This window comes from Halomonas colorata (assembly GCF_014897985.1).
Lineage (GTDB): Bacteria > Pseudomonadota > Gammaproteobacteria > Pseudomonadales > Halomonadaceae > Vreelandella > Vreelandella colorata.
In genome coordinates, this window is record NZ_JABUZA010000012.1 from 20209 (window position 1) to 39574 (window position 19366).

The 19366-nt window shown below is 53.3% G+C and carries 20 protein-coding genes and 1 pseudogene; 8 read left to right on the forward strand and 13 right to left on the reverse strand.

Going from position 1 to position 19366, the window contains the following annotated elements; all coding sequences use genetic code 11:
* Window positions 1-106: 106 nt before the first annotated feature.
* Entirely contained in the window at window positions 107-286 is a 180-nt protein-coding gene (locus INT33_RS08290) for a hypothetical protein (protein WP_193091613.1), read from the forward strand.
* A gap of 82 nt (window positions 287-368) precedes the next feature.
* Here the strand turns inward: INT33_RS08290 and INT33_RS08295 are convergent, their stop codons facing one another.
* On the reverse strand, window positions 369-641 hold the full coding sequence (locus INT33_RS08295) for an XRE family transcriptional regulator (RefSeq protein WP_018918645.1): 273 nt from the start codon (window positions 639-641) through the stop codon (window positions 369-371).
* Window positions 642-853: 212 nt separating this feature from the next.
* Here INT33_RS08295 and purE point away from each other — a divergent pair, with 212 nt between their 5' ends.
* The 3 genes from purE (at window position 854) to INT33_RS08310 (ending at window position 4259) form a co-directional block, all read left to right on the forward strand.
* Entirely contained in the window at window positions 854-1369 is a 516-nt protein-coding gene (purE, locus tag INT33_RS08300; protein WP_192538779.1) for a 5-(carboxyamino)imidazole ribonucleotide mutase, read from the forward strand.
* A gap of 11 nt (window positions 1370-1380) precedes the next feature.
* Window positions 1381-2502 (forward strand): 5-(carboxyamino)imidazole ribonucleotide synthase, encoded by a 1122-nt coding sequence (locus INT33_RS08305; protein WP_193091614.1) that lies wholly within the window; start codon window positions 1381-1383, stop codon window positions 2500-2502.
* 149 nt (window positions 2503-2651) lie between these two features.
* Entirely contained in the window at window positions 2652-4259 is a 1608-nt protein-coding gene (locus INT33_RS08310; protein WP_193091615.1) for a sensor domain-containing diguanylate cyclase, read from the forward strand.
* Here the strand turns inward: INT33_RS08310 and INT33_RS08315 are convergent.
* The 7 genes from INT33_RS08315 to INT33_RS08345 form a co-directional block, all read right to left on the reverse strand.
* Window positions 4256-5041: a TraX family protein gene (locus INT33_RS08315; protein WP_193091616.1), complete on the reverse strand. Its 786-nt coding sequence runs from the start codon at window positions 5039-5041 to the stop codon at window positions 4256-4258. The two genes, INT33_RS08310 and INT33_RS08315, sit on opposite strands and share 4 nt — an antisense overlap.
* Window positions 5042-5277: 236 nt before the next feature.
* Complete coding sequence (locus INT33_RS08320) at window positions 5278-6048, reverse strand: transporter substrate-binding domain-containing protein (protein WP_193091617.1); 771 nt, start codon at window positions 6046-6048, stop codon at window positions 5278-5280.
* 132 nt (window positions 6049-6180) lie between these two features.
* Complete coding sequence (locus tag INT33_RS08325; RefSeq protein WP_192538774.1) at window positions 6181-6912, reverse strand: ABC transporter permease; 732 nt, start codon at window positions 6910-6912, stop codon at window positions 6181-6183.
* Between the two features lies 1 nt (window position 6913).
* On the reverse strand, window positions 6914-7615 hold the full coding sequence (locus INT33_RS08330; RefSeq protein ID WP_018918638.1) for an ABC transporter permease: 702 nt from the start codon (window positions 7613-7615) through the stop codon (window positions 6914-6916).
* Between the two features lie 14 nt (window positions 7616-7629).
* Window positions 7630-8400 carry an ABC transporter ATP-binding protein gene (locus INT33_RS08335; protein ID WP_407648051.1) on the reverse strand — a complete coding sequence of 257 codons (771 nt, stop codon included), beginning with the start codon at window positions 8398-8400 and terminating at the stop codon, window positions 7630-7632.
* Window positions 8401-8619: 219 nt separating this feature from the next.
* On the reverse strand, window positions 8620-9606 hold the full coding sequence (locus INT33_RS08340; RefSeq protein ID WP_193091618.1) for a succinylglutamate desuccinylase: 987 nt from the start codon (window positions 9604-9606) through the stop codon (window positions 8620-8622).
* A 179-nt stretch (window positions 9607-9785) separates the two neighbouring features.
* Window positions 9786-10226 (reverse strand): hemerythrin domain-containing protein, encoded by a 441-nt coding sequence (locus INT33_RS08345; protein WP_192538772.1) that lies wholly within the window; start codon window positions 10224-10226, stop codon window positions 9786-9788.
* Window positions 10227-10475: 249 nt separating this feature from the next.
* Between INT33_RS08345 and wrbA the strand changes: the two genes are divergently transcribed.
* A complete protein-coding gene (gene wrbA, locus INT33_RS08350; RefSeq protein WP_193091619.1) occupies window positions 10476-11075 on the forward strand; it encodes an NAD(P)H:quinone oxidoreductase in 600 nt (199 codons plus the stop codon).
* Window positions 11076-11143: 68 nt separating this feature from the next.
* On the opposite strand, the gene INT33_RS08355 is transcribed toward wrbA, so the two are convergent.
* Both INT33_RS08355 and INT33_RS08360 read right to left on the reverse strand, forming a co-directional pair.
* Window positions 11144-12172: an SMP-30/gluconolactonase/LRE family protein gene (locus INT33_RS08355; protein ID WP_193091620.1), complete on the reverse strand. Its 1029-nt coding sequence runs from the start codon at window positions 12170-12172 to the stop codon at window positions 11144-11146.
* A gap of 221 nt (window positions 12173-12393) precedes the next feature.
* Entirely contained in the window at window positions 12394-13467 is a 1074-nt protein-coding gene (locus INT33_RS08360) for a tartrate dehydrogenase (RefSeq protein ID WP_193091621.1), read from the reverse strand.
* Between the two features lie 151 nt (window positions 13468-13618).
* Here INT33_RS08360 and INT33_RS08365 point away from each other — a divergent pair, with 151 nt between their 5' ends.
* Window positions 13619-14554, forward strand: coding sequence for a LysR family transcriptional regulator (locus tag INT33_RS08365; RefSeq protein ID WP_193091622.1), 936 nt, complete (start codon window positions 13619-13621; stop codon window positions 14552-14554).
* Here the strand turns inward: INT33_RS08365 and INT33_RS08370 are convergent.
* A pseudogene (locus tag INT33_RS08370) lies at window positions 14551-14724 on the reverse strand (lipocalin family protein); the annotation flags it as partial. The gene INT33_RS08365 and the pseudogene INT33_RS08370 overlap by 4 nt on opposite strands.
* A gap of 156 nt (window positions 14725-14880) precedes the next feature.
* Here INT33_RS08370 and INT33_RS08375 point away from each other — a divergent pair.
* Both INT33_RS08375 and INT33_RS08380 read left to right on the forward strand, forming a co-directional pair.
* On the forward strand, window positions 14881-15309 hold the full coding sequence (locus INT33_RS08375) for a secondary thiamine-phosphate synthase enzyme YjbQ (RefSeq protein ID WP_193091623.1): 429 nt from the start codon (window positions 14881-14883) through the stop codon (window positions 15307-15309).
* Window positions 15310-15361: 52 nt separating this feature from the next.
* Window positions 15362-17620: a glycosyltransferase gene (locus tag INT33_RS08380; RefSeq protein WP_193091624.1), complete on the forward strand. Its 2259-nt coding sequence runs from the start codon at window positions 15362-15364 to the stop codon at window positions 17618-17620.
* Between the two features lie 2 nt (window positions 17621-17622).
* On the opposite strand, the gene INT33_RS08385 is transcribed toward INT33_RS08380, so the two are convergent.
* Together INT33_RS08385 and INT33_RS08390 are read right to left on the reverse strand one after the other, a co-directional pair.
* On the reverse strand, window positions 17623-18306 hold the full coding sequence (locus INT33_RS08385) for a TVP38/TMEM64 family protein (protein WP_193091625.1): 684 nt from the start codon (window positions 18304-18306) through the stop codon (window positions 17623-17625).
* A 118-nt stretch (window positions 18307-18424) separates the two neighbouring features.
* On the reverse strand, window positions 18425-19363 hold the full coding sequence (locus tag INT33_RS08390) for an ABC transporter substrate-binding protein (RefSeq protein WP_193091626.1): 939 nt from the start codon (window positions 19361-19363) through the stop codon (window positions 18425-18427).
* Between the last annotated feature and the right edge of the window lie 3 nt (window positions 19364-19366).

Below are 19366 nucleotides of genomic sequence, written 5' to 3' on the forward strand. Positions count from 1 at the left end.
GGCCTGGTTTTGCGATTAATCAAAAGCGGCCCAACGTCTTTTCCCTCGACGGTTTTGTCTTCTACGCTGGTAATACGTCAATTGTCGTAAATCCAAGGAGAGTAGAATGTCTACCCGACAAGCCCGCATCGACCCGGTGTTTGATGTCTCTGATCTGAAAGAAACCATTACTGGCTGGCAAGTCGTGGATGTATCCCAGCCGGAAAATGAGGTGATGGTTTCTGAACATACCTCTGAGAAAGAAGCGATTCAGGCCGCCGAAGCGTTCGAGCAGCGCGAAGACTAGCTGGCTAGCTGCTGATTGGTGCCATAAAAAAACGCCTCGCATTTGCGAGGCGTTTGTCGATTTGGTGATGGGAGGGCTACTGCTATGGCGCCTCCAGTTCTAGTGTGCGGCGCAGAACATTGAGTTCGTCAATGTTCAGGTGCTCAAGCCTGCCGGCGAGCAAATCGCTAATCTTCTGTACGGGAAGGCCTGCCTGGCGGGCAATCTCCCGACTTCCTAGGTCTGATACTGCAATCAAACGCGTGATAATGCGCATTAGGCGCGTGCGTTTTTCTAATTCCCTGACGTCGAGGTCAGGGCTGCTTCGCGGAGGATCCAGCGTTTCTGCGTGAGCAGTCGAGTATGCCGTACTCATGTGACTCCATAAGTCTGAAATGACGAATACACAATGCCGCCAACGCAGATGCTTTTCAATATTTAATTTGATGAAAATTTAGCGACATTTGTGAACACCCGCTTGCGCCCCAGCTCTGGTAAACTATGCGCCTCATTTTAGCGTGCGCTTCAGCTTCTGGCGTGCGGCACTTTTATCATTTTTTATAAGGCCACTGGCCGGGGAGAAATGGCATGTCGTCGAATAGCGCACCCAAAGTGGGCGTCATCATGGGGTCCAAATCCGATTGGCCGGTGATGGAGCATGCGGTCACGATGCTGGAGCGCTTAGGCGTTGCCTATGAAACGCGCGTGGTATCCGCCCACCGCACGCCCGACCTGCTGTTTGACTATGCTAAAAGCGCCGCTGGGCGTGGCCTGCAGGTGATTGTGGCCGGTGCCGGGGGCGCTGCCCACCTGCCGGGGATGGTGGCCTCACAAACGCCGCTGCCGGTGTTGGGCGTGCCGGTTGAGTCTAAAGCCTTGAAGGGGCTTGATTCACTGCTTTCGATTGCCCAGATGCCGGGGGGTATCGCGGTGGGTACACTGGCGATCGGTAAAGCGGGCGCGACCAATGCGGGCCTGCTGGCCGCTCAGATTGTGGGCCTGCAGGACAGTGCGGTACGTGATGCCGTCGATGCCTTCCGCGCCGAGCAGACCCAGCTGGTGCTGGATAATCCGGACCCGCGCCCTGCGCCGGATGCAGAATAAGGAGACACCCGATGAACATTGGCGTTCTAGGCGCAGGCCAGCTAGGCCGCATGCTGGCGCTCGCCGGTTATCCGCTGGGCAACCGGTTTACCTTTTTAGATACCACGGGTAATCCCAGCGCTGGCATTGGCGAGGTTATCGTTGATCCAGATAATCAGCATTTGGCGGAGTTTCTCGCCAAGGTGGACGTGGTCACCTATGAATTCGAGCATCTGCCGGTGTCGCTTGTGCAGGAGATCGAAAAACATAAGCCGGTTTATCCCAGCAGCCGGGCGATCGAGGTTTGCCAAAACCGGGTTGAAGAGAAAGCCCTGTTTGATCGTTTAAATATTCCGACACCGGCTTATCGCGTCGTTGAAAGTGCCGAGCAGCTTGAAGCGGCCGCCCGGGAGCTTGGCTGCCCGGTGGTAGCAAAATCCGTCACTGAAGGTTACGACGGTAAAGGCCAGGCGGTGTTAAAAGCCCCTGAAGAGGCGGCTGAGGCGTGGCAGAGCATCGGCCATGCGCAGCTGATCGTTGAAGCGTTTGTCGATTTTGTCCGTGAAGTGTCGATGATTGCCGTGCGCGGCCGCGATGGCGAAGCGGTTTTCTACCCCATGGCGGAAAACCAGCACGTGGGCGGCATTCTGCGCTACTCGGTGGCGCCGCTGCCGGATCTGGACGTTCAGGTTCAGCAAACCGCGGATACGTATATTCGCACCTTGCTGGACGAGCTGGATTACGTGGGCGTGCTGGCGCTTGAGCTGTTTCAGACCCGCGATGGCAGCCTGCTGGCCAACGAGATGGCGCCGCGAGTGCATAACTCCGGCCACTGGACAATGGATGGCGCGGTCACTAGCCAGTTTGAGAACCACCTTCGTGCGATTCAGGGATTGCCGCTGGGCAGCACCATGGCCATTGCGCCCACCTGCATGGTCAATGTGATCGGCCAGGAAGGCGATAACGTGGCCATGCTCAAGCTTGCCAATACCCACCTGCATCGTTACGACAAAGCCGAGCGAGCAGGGCGCAAGCTAGCCCATGTGAACGTGGTGGCGACTACCCATACAGAGCTTCTGGAAAAGGTTCGCGCCTGCCAGGCATTACTGCCAGATGCTCCGCCGGTTGAGTGGAGTTTTGAGTCGTCGCTGTAACGCCAGCAGCGTACGAGAAAACGTTCTTGTTTTTGCACGCCAGGGGCTAGCGCAGAGGGTTGGTATCCTTAAAGTATTCCAACTATTGATTTAATAAATATGCATATCTGCCGATTATATAAAATAAGATTAATAATCAGGATGTCAGTATGCCGCCTCTTGCAAGGATGAACGCCAAGCTGTTCAGGTTTGGCGGCCATCCGTACGCTCATCAAAAAGCGGCTTGCCGTTTACAGGTAGAGAAAGTCTGCCTGCTCTATGAAAAGCTATGGCAGCCAGTGCTAACTAGCATATTTGCAGGTGGCCTGCTGGTAGCGGCGCTGTGGACAATCGTCAGCGCGCTATTATTGATGGGCTGGTTGGCTGCCTTAATACTGGTTTCGATATTACGTTTGAGGTTGGCTTATCGATATCATCATGCGTCGGCTAATAATCAAAAAAATCCCGATTGGTTGCTGTGGTTTTCTCAGAGCGCTTTTCTAGCTGGCTGTGTGTGGGGGGCTGCCTCGATTCTGTTTTTTAGCCCAGAGTACGCCAAACAAACGACTATTCTCACTATCGTGATGGCGGGCATTGCCGCTGGTGGTGTGACACCACTGTCGTCGGTATGGTGGGTGGCTATACTTTTTGTGATGCCAATCTTGCTGCCATTACCCATTCAGTTCTTGCTTTATGGCGGGCAACTTTCATCACAAATGTGCTTGCTGGTGCTGCTTTTCATGGGCCTGATACTGGTCACCAGCCGTAGGCTTAGCCACATTATCCACGACAACATCGCACTACGTGTGGAGATGGCCTCTAGAGAAGCCCTGCTTCAAGAGAGCGAAGATCGTTATCAATCTATTTATTTACACTCCCCGCTGGGGGTTCTGCACTTTGATTCGCAAGGCGTGATTACCAACTGCAATGACAAGCTGCTGGAAATATTGGGTGGTACACGCGATCAATTGCTTGGGTACTGCATGCTGGATCACCGTGCAGATCAGAAGGTAGCAACAGCGGTGGCTGATGCTCTGGAAAAAGGCACGGGGTATTACGAGGGTACCTTTTACCTACCCCGCCATGACCAGGGAACGCCGCTGCGATCGTTTTTCAACGCGGTGCGTACGGCAAGTGATCATAAGATCGGCGGTATTGCGATTATTGAAGATTTCACCGAGCAAAAGCGCTCTGAAGCGATAATTTATCGACAGGCTTATTACGATGCGTTGACGGATCTTCCTAATCGCCGACTGTTTATTGATAGCTTGAACCGCTTGAGCGATGAAAAATTGCTCAAAACCGGACTTATCGTGTTTTTGGATATGGATCGTTTCAAGCTTATTAACGATAGCTTGGGGCATGCTGCGGGGGATGACTTGTTAATACAGGTGGCTCGCCGCTTGGAGCAGTGCAAAGGTGAAACGGGGATGGCCGCACGTTTGAGTGGTGATGAATTTGTACTGCTAGCATTGTTCGAGACAGCCAATAGCTCAATAGCCGAACAGCAGGTTCAGGATTTTATGCAGCGGTTAGAGCAGATCCTTGCAGGCGCCTACCGCTTGGAAAACCGTTGGCTGAAAGTAACGCCCAGCATAGGCTACACCTGCTTTGAAACAGAGCATTGCGATGCTCCTGAAATGTTAAAGCAGGCAGATATTGCCATGTATCAAGCCAAAGCCGAGGGGCGCAATCAGATGAAACGCTACCAGCCGTGGATGCGTAAGGCCGTTAAGGAAAACTTTACGCAGCCCGGCTCTTCTCAGCAAGACGTTTAAATGGCGAGTTGACCGCTGACAAGCAGCCACAGCGCTATTAAGGCAAAGTGCCCGGGATACCAGGCCAACCAAAGCCTACGCGGCATGGCAAGCTGTACGGGGGCGACTCGCCGGGCAGCGCCTGAGGCGAGTATCAGCACAACCAAGCAGGTAGCTATCGTGAAGGATTTAGCCATGTCCGAGGCGTTCATCTGACCGGCGATCCAGAGTACCGGAAATGCCGCGAGGCCTGCCCATAAGCGTGATTGAAAATGAGACCCTGCCTGACTTAGCGCATGCATGGCAAACATGAGCAGAGGAATCAACAGCAGGCCGTTGTGACCATACTCCACCCAGAAGCCCAGCAGATACCAAAGCGTAACGCCTACCGCCGCACCTAGCAGAAGCCAGCCAAACCCCAGGGTTTGCTGTTGGTAATGCTGCCAGCCCTGACGTACCAGCGTACCCAGAGCCAGGCCACTTGCCAGGGTAAAACACACGTTAAGAATCAGCGCATCAGAGGCGCGCGGCATCAGCATGTAGGGCACTTGTGCTACCAGGCCGATAATTAGAATACGCCGCGAGTAGCGTAAGGGATTACGCGTATTGAACAACCCATGCCAAGCCACCATGGCGGCAAATAGCGGAAAAGCGATTCGACCGATGGAAGAACCTGCCCAGCTTAAATCCCAAGGAAGTACGTAGCGGGTAAGATGATCCACCGTCATGGTGATCAACGCGAGCCACTGGCCCCAGCCCGTCCAATGGGAAGAGGGTCGTAACGGTGACGATGCATTAACCATAAAACCTCCCTGTCGGTCACTAGCTTGCTTTGAGAGACTGATAGTAGCACGGCTAGTTCACTGAATTTACTCATCTTGGTAGCAATTCGAGGAAGCGCTGTATGTAAGCCAAGGTTTAAAGATAAAAAAATGCCCGGAACGGCGTCATGGGGCAGCAGTAGAAAAGAGGCGAGGAAATAGTATGGAAGAGGCTAAGCAGGGGCTTCTCCCCGGCATAAACCGGGGAGACGAGACGATTACTCTTCGCCGAAGTAGCGGGCGTGGATTTCGTCGTAGGTGCCATCTTCTTTCAGAGTGGCGAGCGCTTCGTTGAATTTCTCGGCAAGCGCTTCGTCACGCTGGCGGAAGGCGATACCAAAACCGTCGCCAAAGTACTCTTTAGGCTCGGAGATTTTCTCGCCCACGATGGTGTAGTCGCCATCTTCGTTCTCAACCAGAGTGGACTGGCCGATCGGGAAGTCGAGGAAGACGATATCCAGACGCTGAGCGTCCATATCCAGCACCATATCATCGGCAGTAGAGTAGCGGCTGATATCGGCGACACTGCTGTAGTTGTCGGTGACGTAGTTGTCCTGAAGCGTACCGCGCTGAACGCCGATGGTCAGGCCTTCAAGGGTCTTTTCGTTGGCTTCATCGATATCCAGGTCGCTTGCCGCAAACCAGGCTGACGGCATGGTGATGTAGGGCTCTGAGAACAGCACCTGCTGGCGACGCTCATCGTTAATCGTCATGGACGACATGACCGCATCATAGTTACGTGACAGAAGACCCGGAATAATGCCGTCCCATTCCTGCTCGACCCATTCACAGGTAACGCCGATTTCTTCACACATGGCGTTACCCAGGTCAATATCAAAACCGGTTAGGTCGCCTTCAGCAGTGCGGTATTCCATCGGAACGTAAGGAACATCAACGCCGATGCGCACGTGGTCATAGTCGCGTGCCTGTGCAGAAGAGGCCGCAGCCACCGCCAAGCCGATCAAGGAAACCGATAGCAGTTTTTTCATTATTAAGCTCCGTTGTAAAACAGGTTCACACAAGGTGATCCTCTTTAACGTAACCCAGGTTGAGGTTGGCGAAAAGAGAAATACGCTATGTGAACCAACGTTTGTTTGACGCTTACTATTAAGCCTAATCGATCAAAGGGTTTGCGGCTTAAGGTGAGCCAGCAATTTCTTTTCCAGAAAACGGAAGAAGAATAGGATGGCAAACGTAAGACAAAGATAAATCAACGCCACGAACAGAAATGGCTCAAACGGTGTATAGAACCGTGAGTAGACATAGCGGGCCGCACCGGTCAGATCCATCAGGGTGACTACGCTGGCAATGGCGCTGGCATGTAGCATGAAAATTACTTCATTGCCGTAAGCGGGCAGGGCACGGCGAAAGGCGCTGGGGATAATAATACGCCGCATCATTAGCCCCTGAGACATACCGTAAGCACGCGCTGCTTCGATTTCGCCCTTGGACGTTGCCTTGATGGCACCCCGGAAAATCTCGGTCGTGTAGGCGGCGGTATTAAGCGTAAAGGCGATCAGCGCGGGATAGAACGCCTCGCGGAAAATCGGCCAGAAAAAGCTTTCCTGAATACCGTCAAAAAACACCACGCCGTAGTAAATAATGTACAGCTGGATCAGCAGCGGCGTGCCGCGAAACACGTAGGTGTACACATACACCGGCAGGCTGATCCATTTACGCCGCGAGCTGCGCATGATGGCAAGCGGCACCGCCAGTGCCAGCCCGATCACTAACGACAGGAACACCAGCTGTGAGGTGGTCACAAGCCCTGTCCAGTAATAGCCCAGTGTGGTCGGCGTGAAAATCAGATTGCCGGATAAAAGATCGTTGAACCAAGCGGAAATATCTGGCATTTCAATGCTCCCCGAAGCCGATGTCGTAGCGCTTTTGTAACCGGGCAAAAATCCACTCGGAGACGCTGGCAATCAACAGGTAGGCAACCGCTACAGGAATTAAAAACACAAACGGCTCGTGGGTGGCGCGAGAGGCTTCTGCTGCCACGCGAACCATATCGGTCAGGCCGATCACCGACACAAGCGCGGTGGTTTTCAGCAGGACCATCCAGTTGTTGGAAAGCCCAGGCAGGGCATGACGCATCATCTGCGGAAACCGAATGCGTCGAAAAACTAGGCCGCTGCTCATGCCGTAGGCTTTACCTGCTTCTATCTGGCCGTTATCCACGGCCATGAAGGCGCCACGGAAGGTTTCTCCCATATAAGCACCGAAAATAAACCCGATGGTCAGCACGCCTGCGGCGAAGGCGTTGAAATTGATATAAAGATCAATCTCAAAATCGTAATAAAGAATGTCGCTAATGGCGTTAACGCCTATCTGGCCGCCGTAAAACAGCAGCATCATCAGCACAAGGTCAGGCACACCACGAATGAGCGTGGTGTAGAGCGTGGCCGTGCGATGTAAAAACCAGTTACGCGACATCTTGGCTGTGGCGGTCAACAAGCCTAGCGCAACGGCTAACAGAAGCGATAAAACGGCTAGTTGGACGGTAACCCCAGCGCCTTCGATCAAACGCGGGCCGTACCCTTGCAAATCCAGCATGGTCGCCTCGCAGATCAGTAGTGGGGGGTAAGAAACTGTTTAAGCCGAGACGACTGCGGGTTGCCCAATACCTCATCAGGCTTACCGGCCTCTTCCACCAGCCCTTGATGAAGGTAGATCACTTGGCTTGAAACGTCCCGGGCAAAGCTCATCTCGTGGGTGACCACCACCATGGTGCGCCCTTCATTGGCCAGATCGCGCATGACTTTCAGCACGTCGCCGACCAATTCAGGGTCAAGCGCAGAGGTCGGTTCATCAAACAGCATGACTTCTGGATTCATGGCCAGCGCCCGGGCTATCGCGCCGCGCTGCTGTTGGCCGCCCGACATTTGTACAGGGTAGGCATTGGCGCGAGCGGTTAATCCCACACGTTCAAGCAAGGCGTTGGCTTGTTCGATGGCTTCTTTCTTGGGGATGCCTAGTACATGAACCGGTGCTTCGATAATGTTTTCAAGCAGCGTCATATGCGCCCACAGATTGAAGTTCTGAAACACCATCGAAAGCTTGGCGCGCATTTGCACGACCTGCTTCCAATCGGCGGGTTCACGCCCATGCCGGGTTTGCTTAAAGCGGATTGGGTCGCCGTGAAGGATAATCTCGCCTTCATCGGGTTGCTCGAGCAGGTTCATGCAACGCAAAAAGGTACTCTTGCCTGACCCTGAAGCGCCAATCAGCGTGATCACATCACCTTTTTGAGCTTCAAGTGAGAGGCCTTTTAAAACTTCTGTATCGCCGAAGCGCTTTTTAATATTACGCACTTCCAGGGGAGTAGCGGCCATAAACATAGGCTCCAGTACAAAGTCGCCGCGGTAGCAACACGTTTATTTTGCGTATGTTGTCGAATGCGGCTGGCGCGAAAAAAGTGGCGATTCTATCAGGCCCAGCAGAAATTGCGTGCTTTCCTTATACGATAAATGTAGGAAGTCTGCCGCAAGTTATCCGCATTATGGCTTTGATTCGCCCCTAGGTTGTTGTTATTAAATAACTATTGATGATTTTGCCGCCTAATTTACTGTTTGGGACGGTGATACTAAAAGCGCCGCCCGAGCGCCGATAGCGACATTAGCATTAGGGAACACCACGTAAAGTGGTGTGTCACCCACGATGAAATCGCCCGCTACGCTATCCCACGCCAGGCGGGTCCCCGGCTCAAAGCAGCTGAAATTGGGCGTGTCGCTTGCAAAGTAAAGAGTAAAGTCTTCCGCCTGACGCATAAGTTCATGCTGGACCTGGAAAAACGTCATCTTGTTCGGAACCTGCCGTGGGGGCGTTTGACCTTGACTTAGTGCGGTTAACAGCGCCTGCATGGGCGCAAGCGGTGCCATATCATTTTGCCCGAAAGGCGCTACCCGGCCCAGCTCAAAGGTAAACGCCTGCGCTTGATGATAGTGCTTGCTGTAGTGAGAAAATGTCCAGCTTGTCTGATGTTGATGAAGTACCGCCTGCATGCCAGCTGCGGCAAGCCAATGCCATTGATCGGCCGTAGTGGCTGTTTTTGAAAATGGTTCTACGACAAAACGTGGAAAAAGGCTGTCACGAATCGCGGTATGCAAATCGTAATGCAGTTTGGGACGTTGGGCGTGGTCTGTATAAAACCTATCCACGGCGGCCATTAGTTCGCGGGCACGGTCAGGTTCTACACCGCTGTCGCTTAAATCGCGGTTAAAGAGCCGGTTAAGATTGGTTTCGATAAAGCGCTGCTGGACACGTAATGCAGGAATGTTGCCCAGAATTACCAGTACTGGCGCTCCAAGCGTGATACTTCCAGCTTCCAAAGCGCTCAGCCAAGCACCTATCAGCTCGACTGGGGCCGTTTCATTGCCGTGAATGGCGGCTGAAAAAATACAGCAGTGGGCATCGGGTTGAGGCGTCTTCGGGGTAAGCTCCATCACCCCAGGGGCGTGAAACGTATAAGAGCCACTGGCAAATCGGCCGCTTCGCCGTGTGGGCAGACGGTCATCCAGGGTCCAGTCAAGCCAGTGCTCCAGCATCATCAGCCTCATGTTATTAGTTAAAAATTCACTTGTCATGTTTAACATGCTCAAGAGTGGGAGCAAGTATTGGCGTCGTGGTTATGAAAATGGCGGGTGCCCTCGTGTAAGACGATAACCTAAAACGCTCGCCAAAAGGCGAGCGTTTAACAAGGGCGGGGCTAACTTCTCTGTAAAGCTTAGGCTTGACGCAGACGCTGCATTTCTTCTTCGTACTCACCGGCAAGCGAGGTTTTTTGTGGCGCTTTCAGGCCACGACCTGCCAGTTGGAAGACTTCCTGCTCTTCTTCATCCAGATGGTGAGTGACCAGATGCTGTAGCTGCTTGGCATAGGTCAGCCAGCTTGACGCGCTATAGTCGGTGCTATCTAACTGCTCAAGAAGCTCGTCAATTTCATGGTGCTCGGCGACGCTGTGGCGGGCTTTTTCCTGGGTTAAGTCCAATTCCATTAACGGAATATAAAACGCGCGTTCTTCAGCGATAGCATGATGCTGTAGCTCATGCTTAACCTGCTGATAAAGCGTATCGCGCTCTTCACTGTCACCGTGAGTGTTGACTAAGCGTTCCATCAGGTCACGCTGTAGATCATGATCTTTGCGTAGCGCTTCAAATATAGTCATTTGACGGGGTCCTTGTCGTTCGCGGCACAATCATTTGTTAAAAACTCATTTGTTAAATTCAACTGTTAAAAGCTAGTCACCGCGGTGTATCTGCGCAAGGTAAAAGCCGTGGAGAAAACCGAAAGTAGCCGATGAAAACATTCGCTTTTGCTTATAGCGCGCTAGGCTATGGTGTAGTCATTCCCCTGTGGGATGCCATTAACGCAGCTAAAACCTGGTTGTTAAAAACACAGTTCAAAGGAGTAAGCAATGACAAAGGTATTGGTACTTTACTATTCCATGTATGGCCATGTTGATACCTTGGCCAAAGCCGTTGCTGAAGGGGCGAAGCAGGTAAGTGGGGTGGAGGTAAGCGTCAAACGCGTACCTGAAACTATGCCGGAAGAAGCCTTCAAAAACGCAGGGGGCAAGCAGGATTACGATACACCGGAAGCAACTCCTCAGGAACTTGCCGATTACGACGCCATTATTTTTGGCACCCCCACCCGTTTTGGCAATATGACGGGCCAAATGCGAACCTTCCTTGATCAAACGGGTGGCTTATGGGCAAGCGGCGCGCTGCGTGGCAAAGTGGCTAGCGTGTTTACGTCTACCGGAACCGGCGGTGGCGAAGAGATGACGGTCACGTCTACTTGGACGACGCTTGCCCATCACGGCATGGTGATCGTGCCGATCGGCTACGGCATTGAAGAGCAGTTCGATATTTCAGAAGTAAGTGGCGGCAATCCCTACGGCGCGGCAACGCTTGCCGGTAGCGACGGCTCTCGCCAGCCCAGCGAGCGAGAGCTGAAACTCGCCCGTTTTCAGGGCGAGCACGTTGCAAAAATTGCCGCGAAGCTGGCGGGTTAACCGCTACTTTAGCCTAGCCTGAAAAACGCAAGCCTCACTGATGAAATTCAGTGAGGCTTTATCAATAGCTACGCTCCGCGAGTCGCCGTGTAAATGGTGTAAATGGATTGGCTAGCTGTCATAAACAGGCGGTTACGCCCCTGGCCGGCGAAGCACACGTTGGAACAAACCTCGGGTAATAAAACGCGGCCCAAAAGCTCGCCTTCCGGCGAGAATACCACTACGCCATCAATGCCTTCTCCACCGTTGGCACTCGACCAGATATTACCGTCGATGTCGCAGGCCATGCCGTCGAAAATCGTATCTTCGCTGGTGACGACTACCTGTCGGTCGCTGACGCTTCGTCCGTCCTCGCTAAGCGTCCAGCGAATGATTCTGGCGGGCTCTTCAAAATGGGTCGGGGCACTATCGCTGGCATAGAAACTACGGCCATCCGGTGTCAGCACGATTCCGTTGGGTTTGTGGATATCTTCGGTGAGCTTGATAGGTTCATCAAGGCTATCGTCGACGTAATAGATCGCTGTTTCGAGCTCCAGAGCGCGCTTTTTACCCTCGTAGTCAAAATGAGCGCCATATCCCGGATCGGTGAAGATCACGCCACCCGAAGGCAGCGCCACTAAATCGTTAGGGGCGTTCAGGGGTTTACCCTGATAGCGCTCGGCCAGCACCGTGGTGCTGCCATCCCATTCGTAGCGCAGCACGCGTGATGGGTAGTGCTCGCAGGAGATTAAACGCCCTTGATGATCAAACGTGTTGCCGTTGGAGTACCCGACATTGTGTCTTAAAACGCTGACCTGATCAGTCGCTTCGTCCCAGCGCATTTGTAGGGCTCGTGGGATATCACTGAAGACAACGTAGCGTCCCACGGCATTCCATGCCGGTCCTTCAGTCCATAGCCCACCGCTCCAGTGGCGTTCCAAGGGGCTGTTGAAAATCATGTAATCATTGAATCGTGGATCTTCGACTTTCCAGGCATCAATAGGGTAGCGATCAGGGACGGCGCCCTGTGAGGTTTGGAAAGCAAAGAGCGGAGATGAGGTGCCGACAGCGGCTAAAGCAGCCGTTGCCGAGAGGAACTGGCGACGTCCAAGTTTCATGGGATTGTCCTAGCTTTTGTTATTAGCGCTATTGGCGAAGCGAATCCGAAACTGTTTCAAATACTGTCTTAAGTACGGTCTCAAGTACGGTCTCAAGTACGGTCTTAAATACGATCTTAAGTACAGTCTCAAACAAAAGGTAGAACATAAGCTGCTATAAGTCATGCATACGGCTGCCCGACATGTTTCATTCGGGCAGCTGGTTTTAGGCTGAATAAACGTTACTTGGCAATGGTGTCAGCAATCGCGCGACCCAGGCTTTCAGTAGTGCCCTGGCCGCCAACATCGCGGGTGACCACTTGGCTGTCGCTTTCGCTAAGCACGTTTTCAATCGCCGTGACCATCGCATCAGCGGCTTCTTTATAGCCAAGATGTTCTAGCATCATGGCGCCAGACCAGATCTGGCCAATCGGGTTGGCGATACCCTTGCCTGCAATATCCGGGGCGCTGCCGTGTACCGGCTCGAACAGGCTGGGAAATTTGCCTTCCGGATTAATATTGGCCGAAGGGGCAATGCCGATGGTGCCAGTACACGCCGGACCCAGGTCGGACAGAATGTCGCCAAACAGGTTGCTACCCACGACCACGTCGAACCAGTCCGGATGCAGCACGAAGTTGGCGGTTAGAATATCGATATGGAATTTATCTACGCTGATGTCCGGGTACTGCTTGGCCATTTCCAAGACCCGCTCATCCCAGTAGGGCATGGTGATGGAGATGCCGTTGGACTTGGTCGCTGAGGTGAGCTTTTTACGCGGGCGGGTTTGTGCCAGGTCAAACGCGTACTTCAGCACCCGGTCAACGCCTATGCGGCTCATCACGGTTTCCTGAATGACGATTTCGCGCTCGGTGCCTTCAAACATCTTGCCGCCAATGCTTGAGTACTCGCCTTCGGTATTCTCGCGTACCACGTAAAAGTCGATATCGCCTGGTTCACGGCCGGCCAAGGGGCTTTTAATGCCGGGCATTAGTTTGCAGGGGCGCAAATTAATGTATTGATCGAACCGGCGGCGGAACTGGAGCAGCGATCCCCATAAGGAAATGTGGTCAGGGACTTTTTCAGGCCAGCCCACGGCACCATAAAACAGTGCATCGAAATCTTTGAGCTGTTCAAACCAGTCGTCTGGCATCATCTGACCATGCTCAAGGTAGTAGTCGCAGCTGCCAAACTCAAACGTCGTGAACTCAAGGTCGATATTAAAGCGTTTGGCGGCGGCCTCTAAGGCACGGATACCTTCGGGCATGACTTCAGTACCAATGCCGTCGCCAGCGATAACTGCAATGCGGTGGGCCATATGGACTCCTGGTTTGTTGTTAAGACTCGTTATTAAAAAATCGTTGCTAAGAACAGCTCTTAATAACAGTTGCTAGGAAAGTGTAGCGGCTTTGGGAAAGATAATAATCAGGCTACTATGCAAACTATTGTTGCCTAAAAGTAGAGAATCCATGTCGGCATTAGACGACCTTGCGTTTTTTCAGACGTTGGCCCGTGCGGGAAGCTTAACCACAACGGCACGCGAGCTGGGGCTTTCGCTGTCGGCGGTAAGCAAACGGCTCAAGCAGTTAGAGGCAAGGTTAGGCGTAGAGCTTGCCGCACGGACCACCCGGCGGCTAACGCTGACAGCGGAAGGCGAGCGCTATTTATCCCGCGGGGCGCTGATTTTGGATGAGCTGGGGGAGCTTGAAAATTCACTTACCGATACGCACCGCCATGGGCTCAGTGGGCGGCTGCGGGTCAATGCGACCTTCGGCTTTGGGAGGCGGCATATCGCGCCGCTGCTATCCACGTTTTGCGAAGCCCACGCCGAGGTAGAAGGGTGGTTAGAGCTCACCAATTTTCCTTTGAACCTAAGCGACCACGGCTTTGATGTGGGCATCCGGATTGGCGAGCCGCCCGATTCACGTTTAATCGCCAAGCCTATTTTGCCCAATCGTCGGGTGCTGTGTGCCGCACCTGCCTATATTGCCCAAATGCCGGCATTGACGACACCTGCGGAACTTTCACGCCAGACCTGCTTGCTGATTCGTGAAAACGATACGGATTTTCCGCTGTGGCGTTTTGAGCGTTGCGATGACCCGGAGCACGTTCAGTCGGTGAAAGTCAGTGGGCGGCTTGCCAGTAATGATGGTGAGGTAATTACCCGCATGGCGCTGGATGGTCATGGTGTTATGCTGCGTTCCTGGTGGGATGTGAACGAGCACCTTGCCAGTGGAGCGCTGCAGCCGTTATTGACGCAATGGCAAGGCGTGCGGGCGGATTTCTACGCGGTGTTTGAGCAGCGCCGCCATGTGCCTGCCCGGTTACGCGCGTTTATCGACTACGTGCAGCGTGAGATTACCGGGCGGGTGCCACCGCTACCTGCGGTACAAAGGCTTCGTTAATGGCGGGGACACTCTTCACCATGAGCTACCCTAATCAGCTCATCGGTCGGGAAGTCGAGCTCGGCAGCCCGTTGACGAAGGCGTTGCTCAGTGTCGCTATCCAACGTGGGCGTGCGCGAAAGAATCCATAGGTAATCACGATCAGGACCTGCCACCAGTGCCCATTGATAGTTATCATCTAGCTAATGTACGAAGTCATCGCCTAACGGCGGAAACCATTGGATAAAATGGGTATCTTATCCGCGTGGCCAAACGATAAGCGCTAATAAATCGGCTACGGTGAGCATGACCTTAAAATAAAGGCGCGCCGAATAAAGGAGTATTTTATGTGGCATCAGCAGGAAATTCACTTGGCTGAGTTGGCACGGGGATTTCACTTGATTACCGATGAGGTGGCTCGTGCACTGCCTTGCTTGTCGGAATGCTGCGTGGGACTTTTGCACCTGCAGCTCATGCATACTTCGGCGTCGCTTACTCTTAATGAAAATACCGACCCGGATGTACGGCATGATTTAAATGCTTTTATGGGTAATCTGATACCCGAAGGGCTGAGCTACTTTCGACACACGCTGGAAGGCCCCGATGATATGCCTGCGCATGTGGCCGCCAGTTTGTTGGGCACCCAGGTAACGCTTGCCGTGCGCGATGGGCGGTTAGCACTGGGTACATGGCAAGGCCTTTGGTTAGGCGAGCATCGCGACCACGGCGGTCCTCGACGCTTGTTAGCGACACTCAACGGCTGCGAAACACGCTAAATGCATATACCGTTATATTATTTGTCTAATTCACATGAGTAAGCCGTTCTAGATGTCCTCTCAACGCTCTTTCCTGCGTGCTTTCCAACGTTCTCATAAGCGCTGGATACGGCTTTTCTTTGTGCTTAATCTGGCGTTGGTAGCTGTTCTGGTTACTCACCAGGTATGGCTTTACATGGCCGAGCCTACGTTTGAATCGGTACATACCCTGGAGGTTGCGGACATCCGCGACACGCTTTCTGAACGCGATGCCTACCGATTTGCCGTGGTAGGTAATATCAACAACTCGGTGAGCGTGTTTCGCAATGAAATCGTGCCCCAGATTAATCAGGGCGGTATCGACTTTCTGGTTTCTGCGGGCAACGCCGTTAGCAGTGGCCAGCAGGAGAGCTACCAAGCCATTTACGATAGTATGGAGGAGCTCAATATCCCCTATCTGCTCACCTATGGGGATAACGAAGACAGTGATTTTGGCAGCTATCTTTTCTATGAGCATTTTGGCCCGCATTTTTACTCGTTTGTGGCGGGTAACAGCCACTTCATTTTTCTGGACGGCACCGGCAAGTCGTCAACATCGTGGCAGTTGGACTGGCTGGAGCGTGAGCTTGCGGCGTCAGAGGTCCAGCACCGGTTTGTTTTTGTCGGCCTTCCGCTGCATAACGTGATTAATGAGGCGCCACCATTTGAATCAGATAACTATTTAAACGATGCCGCTTTGAGCGACGGCATTATGCGGCTCGCCGAAAGCTATGCGGTGGATACGGTGTTTTCAGCGAACTTGTCGCTTTTTTCTGATCAAACCGTTAATGGCGTCAATTACATCACCACCGGTGGGGCGGGGGGCATTTTAATGAATGCCGAAAGCAGTTTTCACCACTATGTGGTGGTGGATGTTAACGGCGAAAATGTCACGGTCACTCCCATACGCTTAAACGTGAATCTGCCCGGCTGGTGGCGGATGCTAAGCAGTATCGGCTCCACTATTTATGCGTTTTTCTATATCAGCTATCCGCGGTTTTTATTGATCGTAGGCCTTTTAACCCTTCTGGCTATGCGGCTGTATCAGCTGATTTTTGAAGAGCGGCACTACTATCCTGACTTTGATATTGATCCAACGCCTTACTTGGGAAAGCCGCTAAGAGTGGCTATGGTATCCAACAACTATTTTCCTTTTGTATCGGGCGTATCAGTGTCGGTTGACCGCCTGCGCCGTGGGCTGAGCGAGCTGGGCCATACGCTTCAGCTTTATGTACCGCGTTATCGCGAAGCATGGCAGGACGATGCGGCAATCAAACGCATTCCTACGTTGATGGCCTTTGGTGAAAAGCGTGAGTTTCGTTTAACTAACCCGTTTAATGCTCGTTTTCGCCGCTACATGCGTGCCTTTAAGCCAGATATCATCCATGTCCATCACCCGTTTTGGTTGGGGTCAATGGGGTTATTAATGGGGCGGCGGTTAAAAGTGCCGGTGGTGTACACCTATCACACCCGCCTGGAGCACTATGCGCATTTTGTGCCCCTGCCCAGCATCTTGTTTCGTAACTTGATCTCGCACTATTTGATCAAGCGTTTTTCAAACGGCTGCCAGGGGGTCATCGTGCCTACCTATTCAGCCGAAGAGTACTTGCGCATGATTGGGGTTAAAACGCCCACACTCGTGCAGCCGACGGGCATCGACTTTGCTCGTTTTCAGCAGGTGGATGAATCTTCGTTAGCCACCCTGCGTGAGCAGCTGGGTATTCAGCCGGCGCAAAAAATACTGGTCAGCGTTTCGCGTATCAGCCAGGAAAAAAATATTGGTTTTATGCTGGATGCGCTAGCGGAGCTCAAGCAGCAGGGCCATGACGATTTACACCTACTCCTGATAGGTGAAGGACCGGATCGCCAGACGATACAACAGCAGATAGAACGCTTGGGATTGGTTGATGACGTTACGCTGGCGGGCGCTGTACCCCCTGAGGAGATGGCGCTTTATTATCATCTGGGGGATGTGTTTGTATTTGCCTCCACCTCGGAAACCCAGGGAATGGTCATCCTTGAAGCAATGGCGGCCGGTATGCCGGTTGTTGCCGTGCGTTCCAGCGGCATCGATGACGTGGTGCGGGAAGGTTTTAATGGTTATAAAACGCCCCAGAATCGCCAAGCATGGGGATGGCGTATTCTCGAGCTGACTGGTGATGAAGCGCTAAGACAGACCCTTGGGAATCAGGCGCGCGAGTTTGCCGCCGATTTCGATATCAAAAACTTTGCCACCACGGTGGGCGGTTTTTACGCAGATGTACTGGCCAAATATCATGCGGCGTCTCGGTAAGCCTATTTAGGCTCAGGCGTTCGCCGGGCCGCATAGCGCTTGAGGACAAACAGTAAACCAATGCCCGCTACCAGCCCAAGCCCAGCGATTATAAGCTCTTGTGGCGAGGTGGCGGTAAAGAGTGCGCCAAGCTGGCTGCCCAGCAGAATGACCGCCGCAAGCCCTGGCACAATCCCCAGGGTTGAGCCAATCATGTAATCCCGAAAGTTGAGATGAAACGCACCCGCTAACATATTGGTTAACGTAAACGGTGCCAGCGGCAGGAGATTAATCACCGTCATGGTGCGAATGCCGCGCCCGGATAGATAGCCCGAAAGCCCACGCAGATGGCGGCCGCCATAGCGCATTAGCGCTTCGCGCCCCAGCCAATGGCCTACCCAGTAAGAAACAACCGAAGAACTGAGCGTGCCCAGTGTGGCATACGCCAACCCCCACGCAGGCCCGAACAGCAACCCGGTAACGACCACCAGTAGGCTGAGCGGGAACATGATGAGCTGCGTGCCGGTGTAAACGGCAATCACCGCGGCAAACATCCAAGGCTCGGTTTGCCACTGGCTAACGAGGTCGGCCAGTTCGGCAAGGTGCGCCTGAGTAAGTAAACCTGTCTGCTGCAACCAGCTCCACATGATGGCGAGCGCCAGCAAACCCACCAGCAGGCCAAGCCCTTTCAATAATGTACGTGACATCCTGTCTCCCACCGGTAAAAAAAGGCGCTGGCGAATAAGAAAGCCATAGCATACGCGAGCCCGCCGGTGGGATGAAGAGGCGTTGTCAGCGCTCATTCAAGGCATCTTGCGTTAGTATTTAACGCTCAAGCTGCGCTTCAATTATTGGCCAGGCGGGATCGCCGTCGCTGGTCATGACATCGGCGAGCATGGCTTCAATACGCTCGGGGTGTTCGTTAATCCATTGGGTGGCAACCTCTGAAAGCGCTCGCTCTTCCTGCCCAAATGCTTGAATCATCCAGCTCTGCTCATCCGCGGTAAAACTGAACTGCTCAAAAAATATAGTGAGATTGGGGTTAGCCTCCGCATAATCGGTGCGCAGTAGGGTGAGGACATCGCTCTCACCGTTGTTTTCGCCAAACAGATTGTCAGGGTCATCCAGGTAACGCATGGGCAGCTCCAGATTCATCCAGTGCGGTGTCCAGCCGACCCAAACGATTGCCTCTTCGCGGGAAATGGCGTCACGCGCCGCAGACAGCATGGCAACTTCGCTGGTATCGACCAGATTCCAGTCACCCAGACCCCAGGCATCGCTATCAATGGCCTCGTTAAGAATTTCACTGGCAGCAGATCCTGCGCCAAAGCCATAGATTCGGCCATTGAACTGGTCACGGTGCTCATCCAGGTCTGCAAAGCTCTGAATACCGCTGTTATACACATCCGCCGGTACGGCCAGCGTCATTTGTGCCCCATCGACATTATTGGCCACGTCAATCAGCACACCCGACTCTTTACGCGGGGTGAACATTTCCCGTTGCGCGGGCAGCCAGGCACCTAAAAAGACATCAATATCACCGCTTTCCATGCCCTGATAAATCACTTGCAGGCCAATTTCCTGGGTGCGGGTTTCATACCCCAGTGGGTTTAACAGCTGTTCGGCGATTTCGGTTTTAACGGTAATGCCGGGCCAGGCGGGAACGCCGAAATCAAGCGTCTGGTCATCGCCTTGCGCGGCGGTGGCTACTAGCGCAGAGGCCGTCAGGGCGGCGCTGACTGAAAGGCGTAGACGGGTATTCATAAG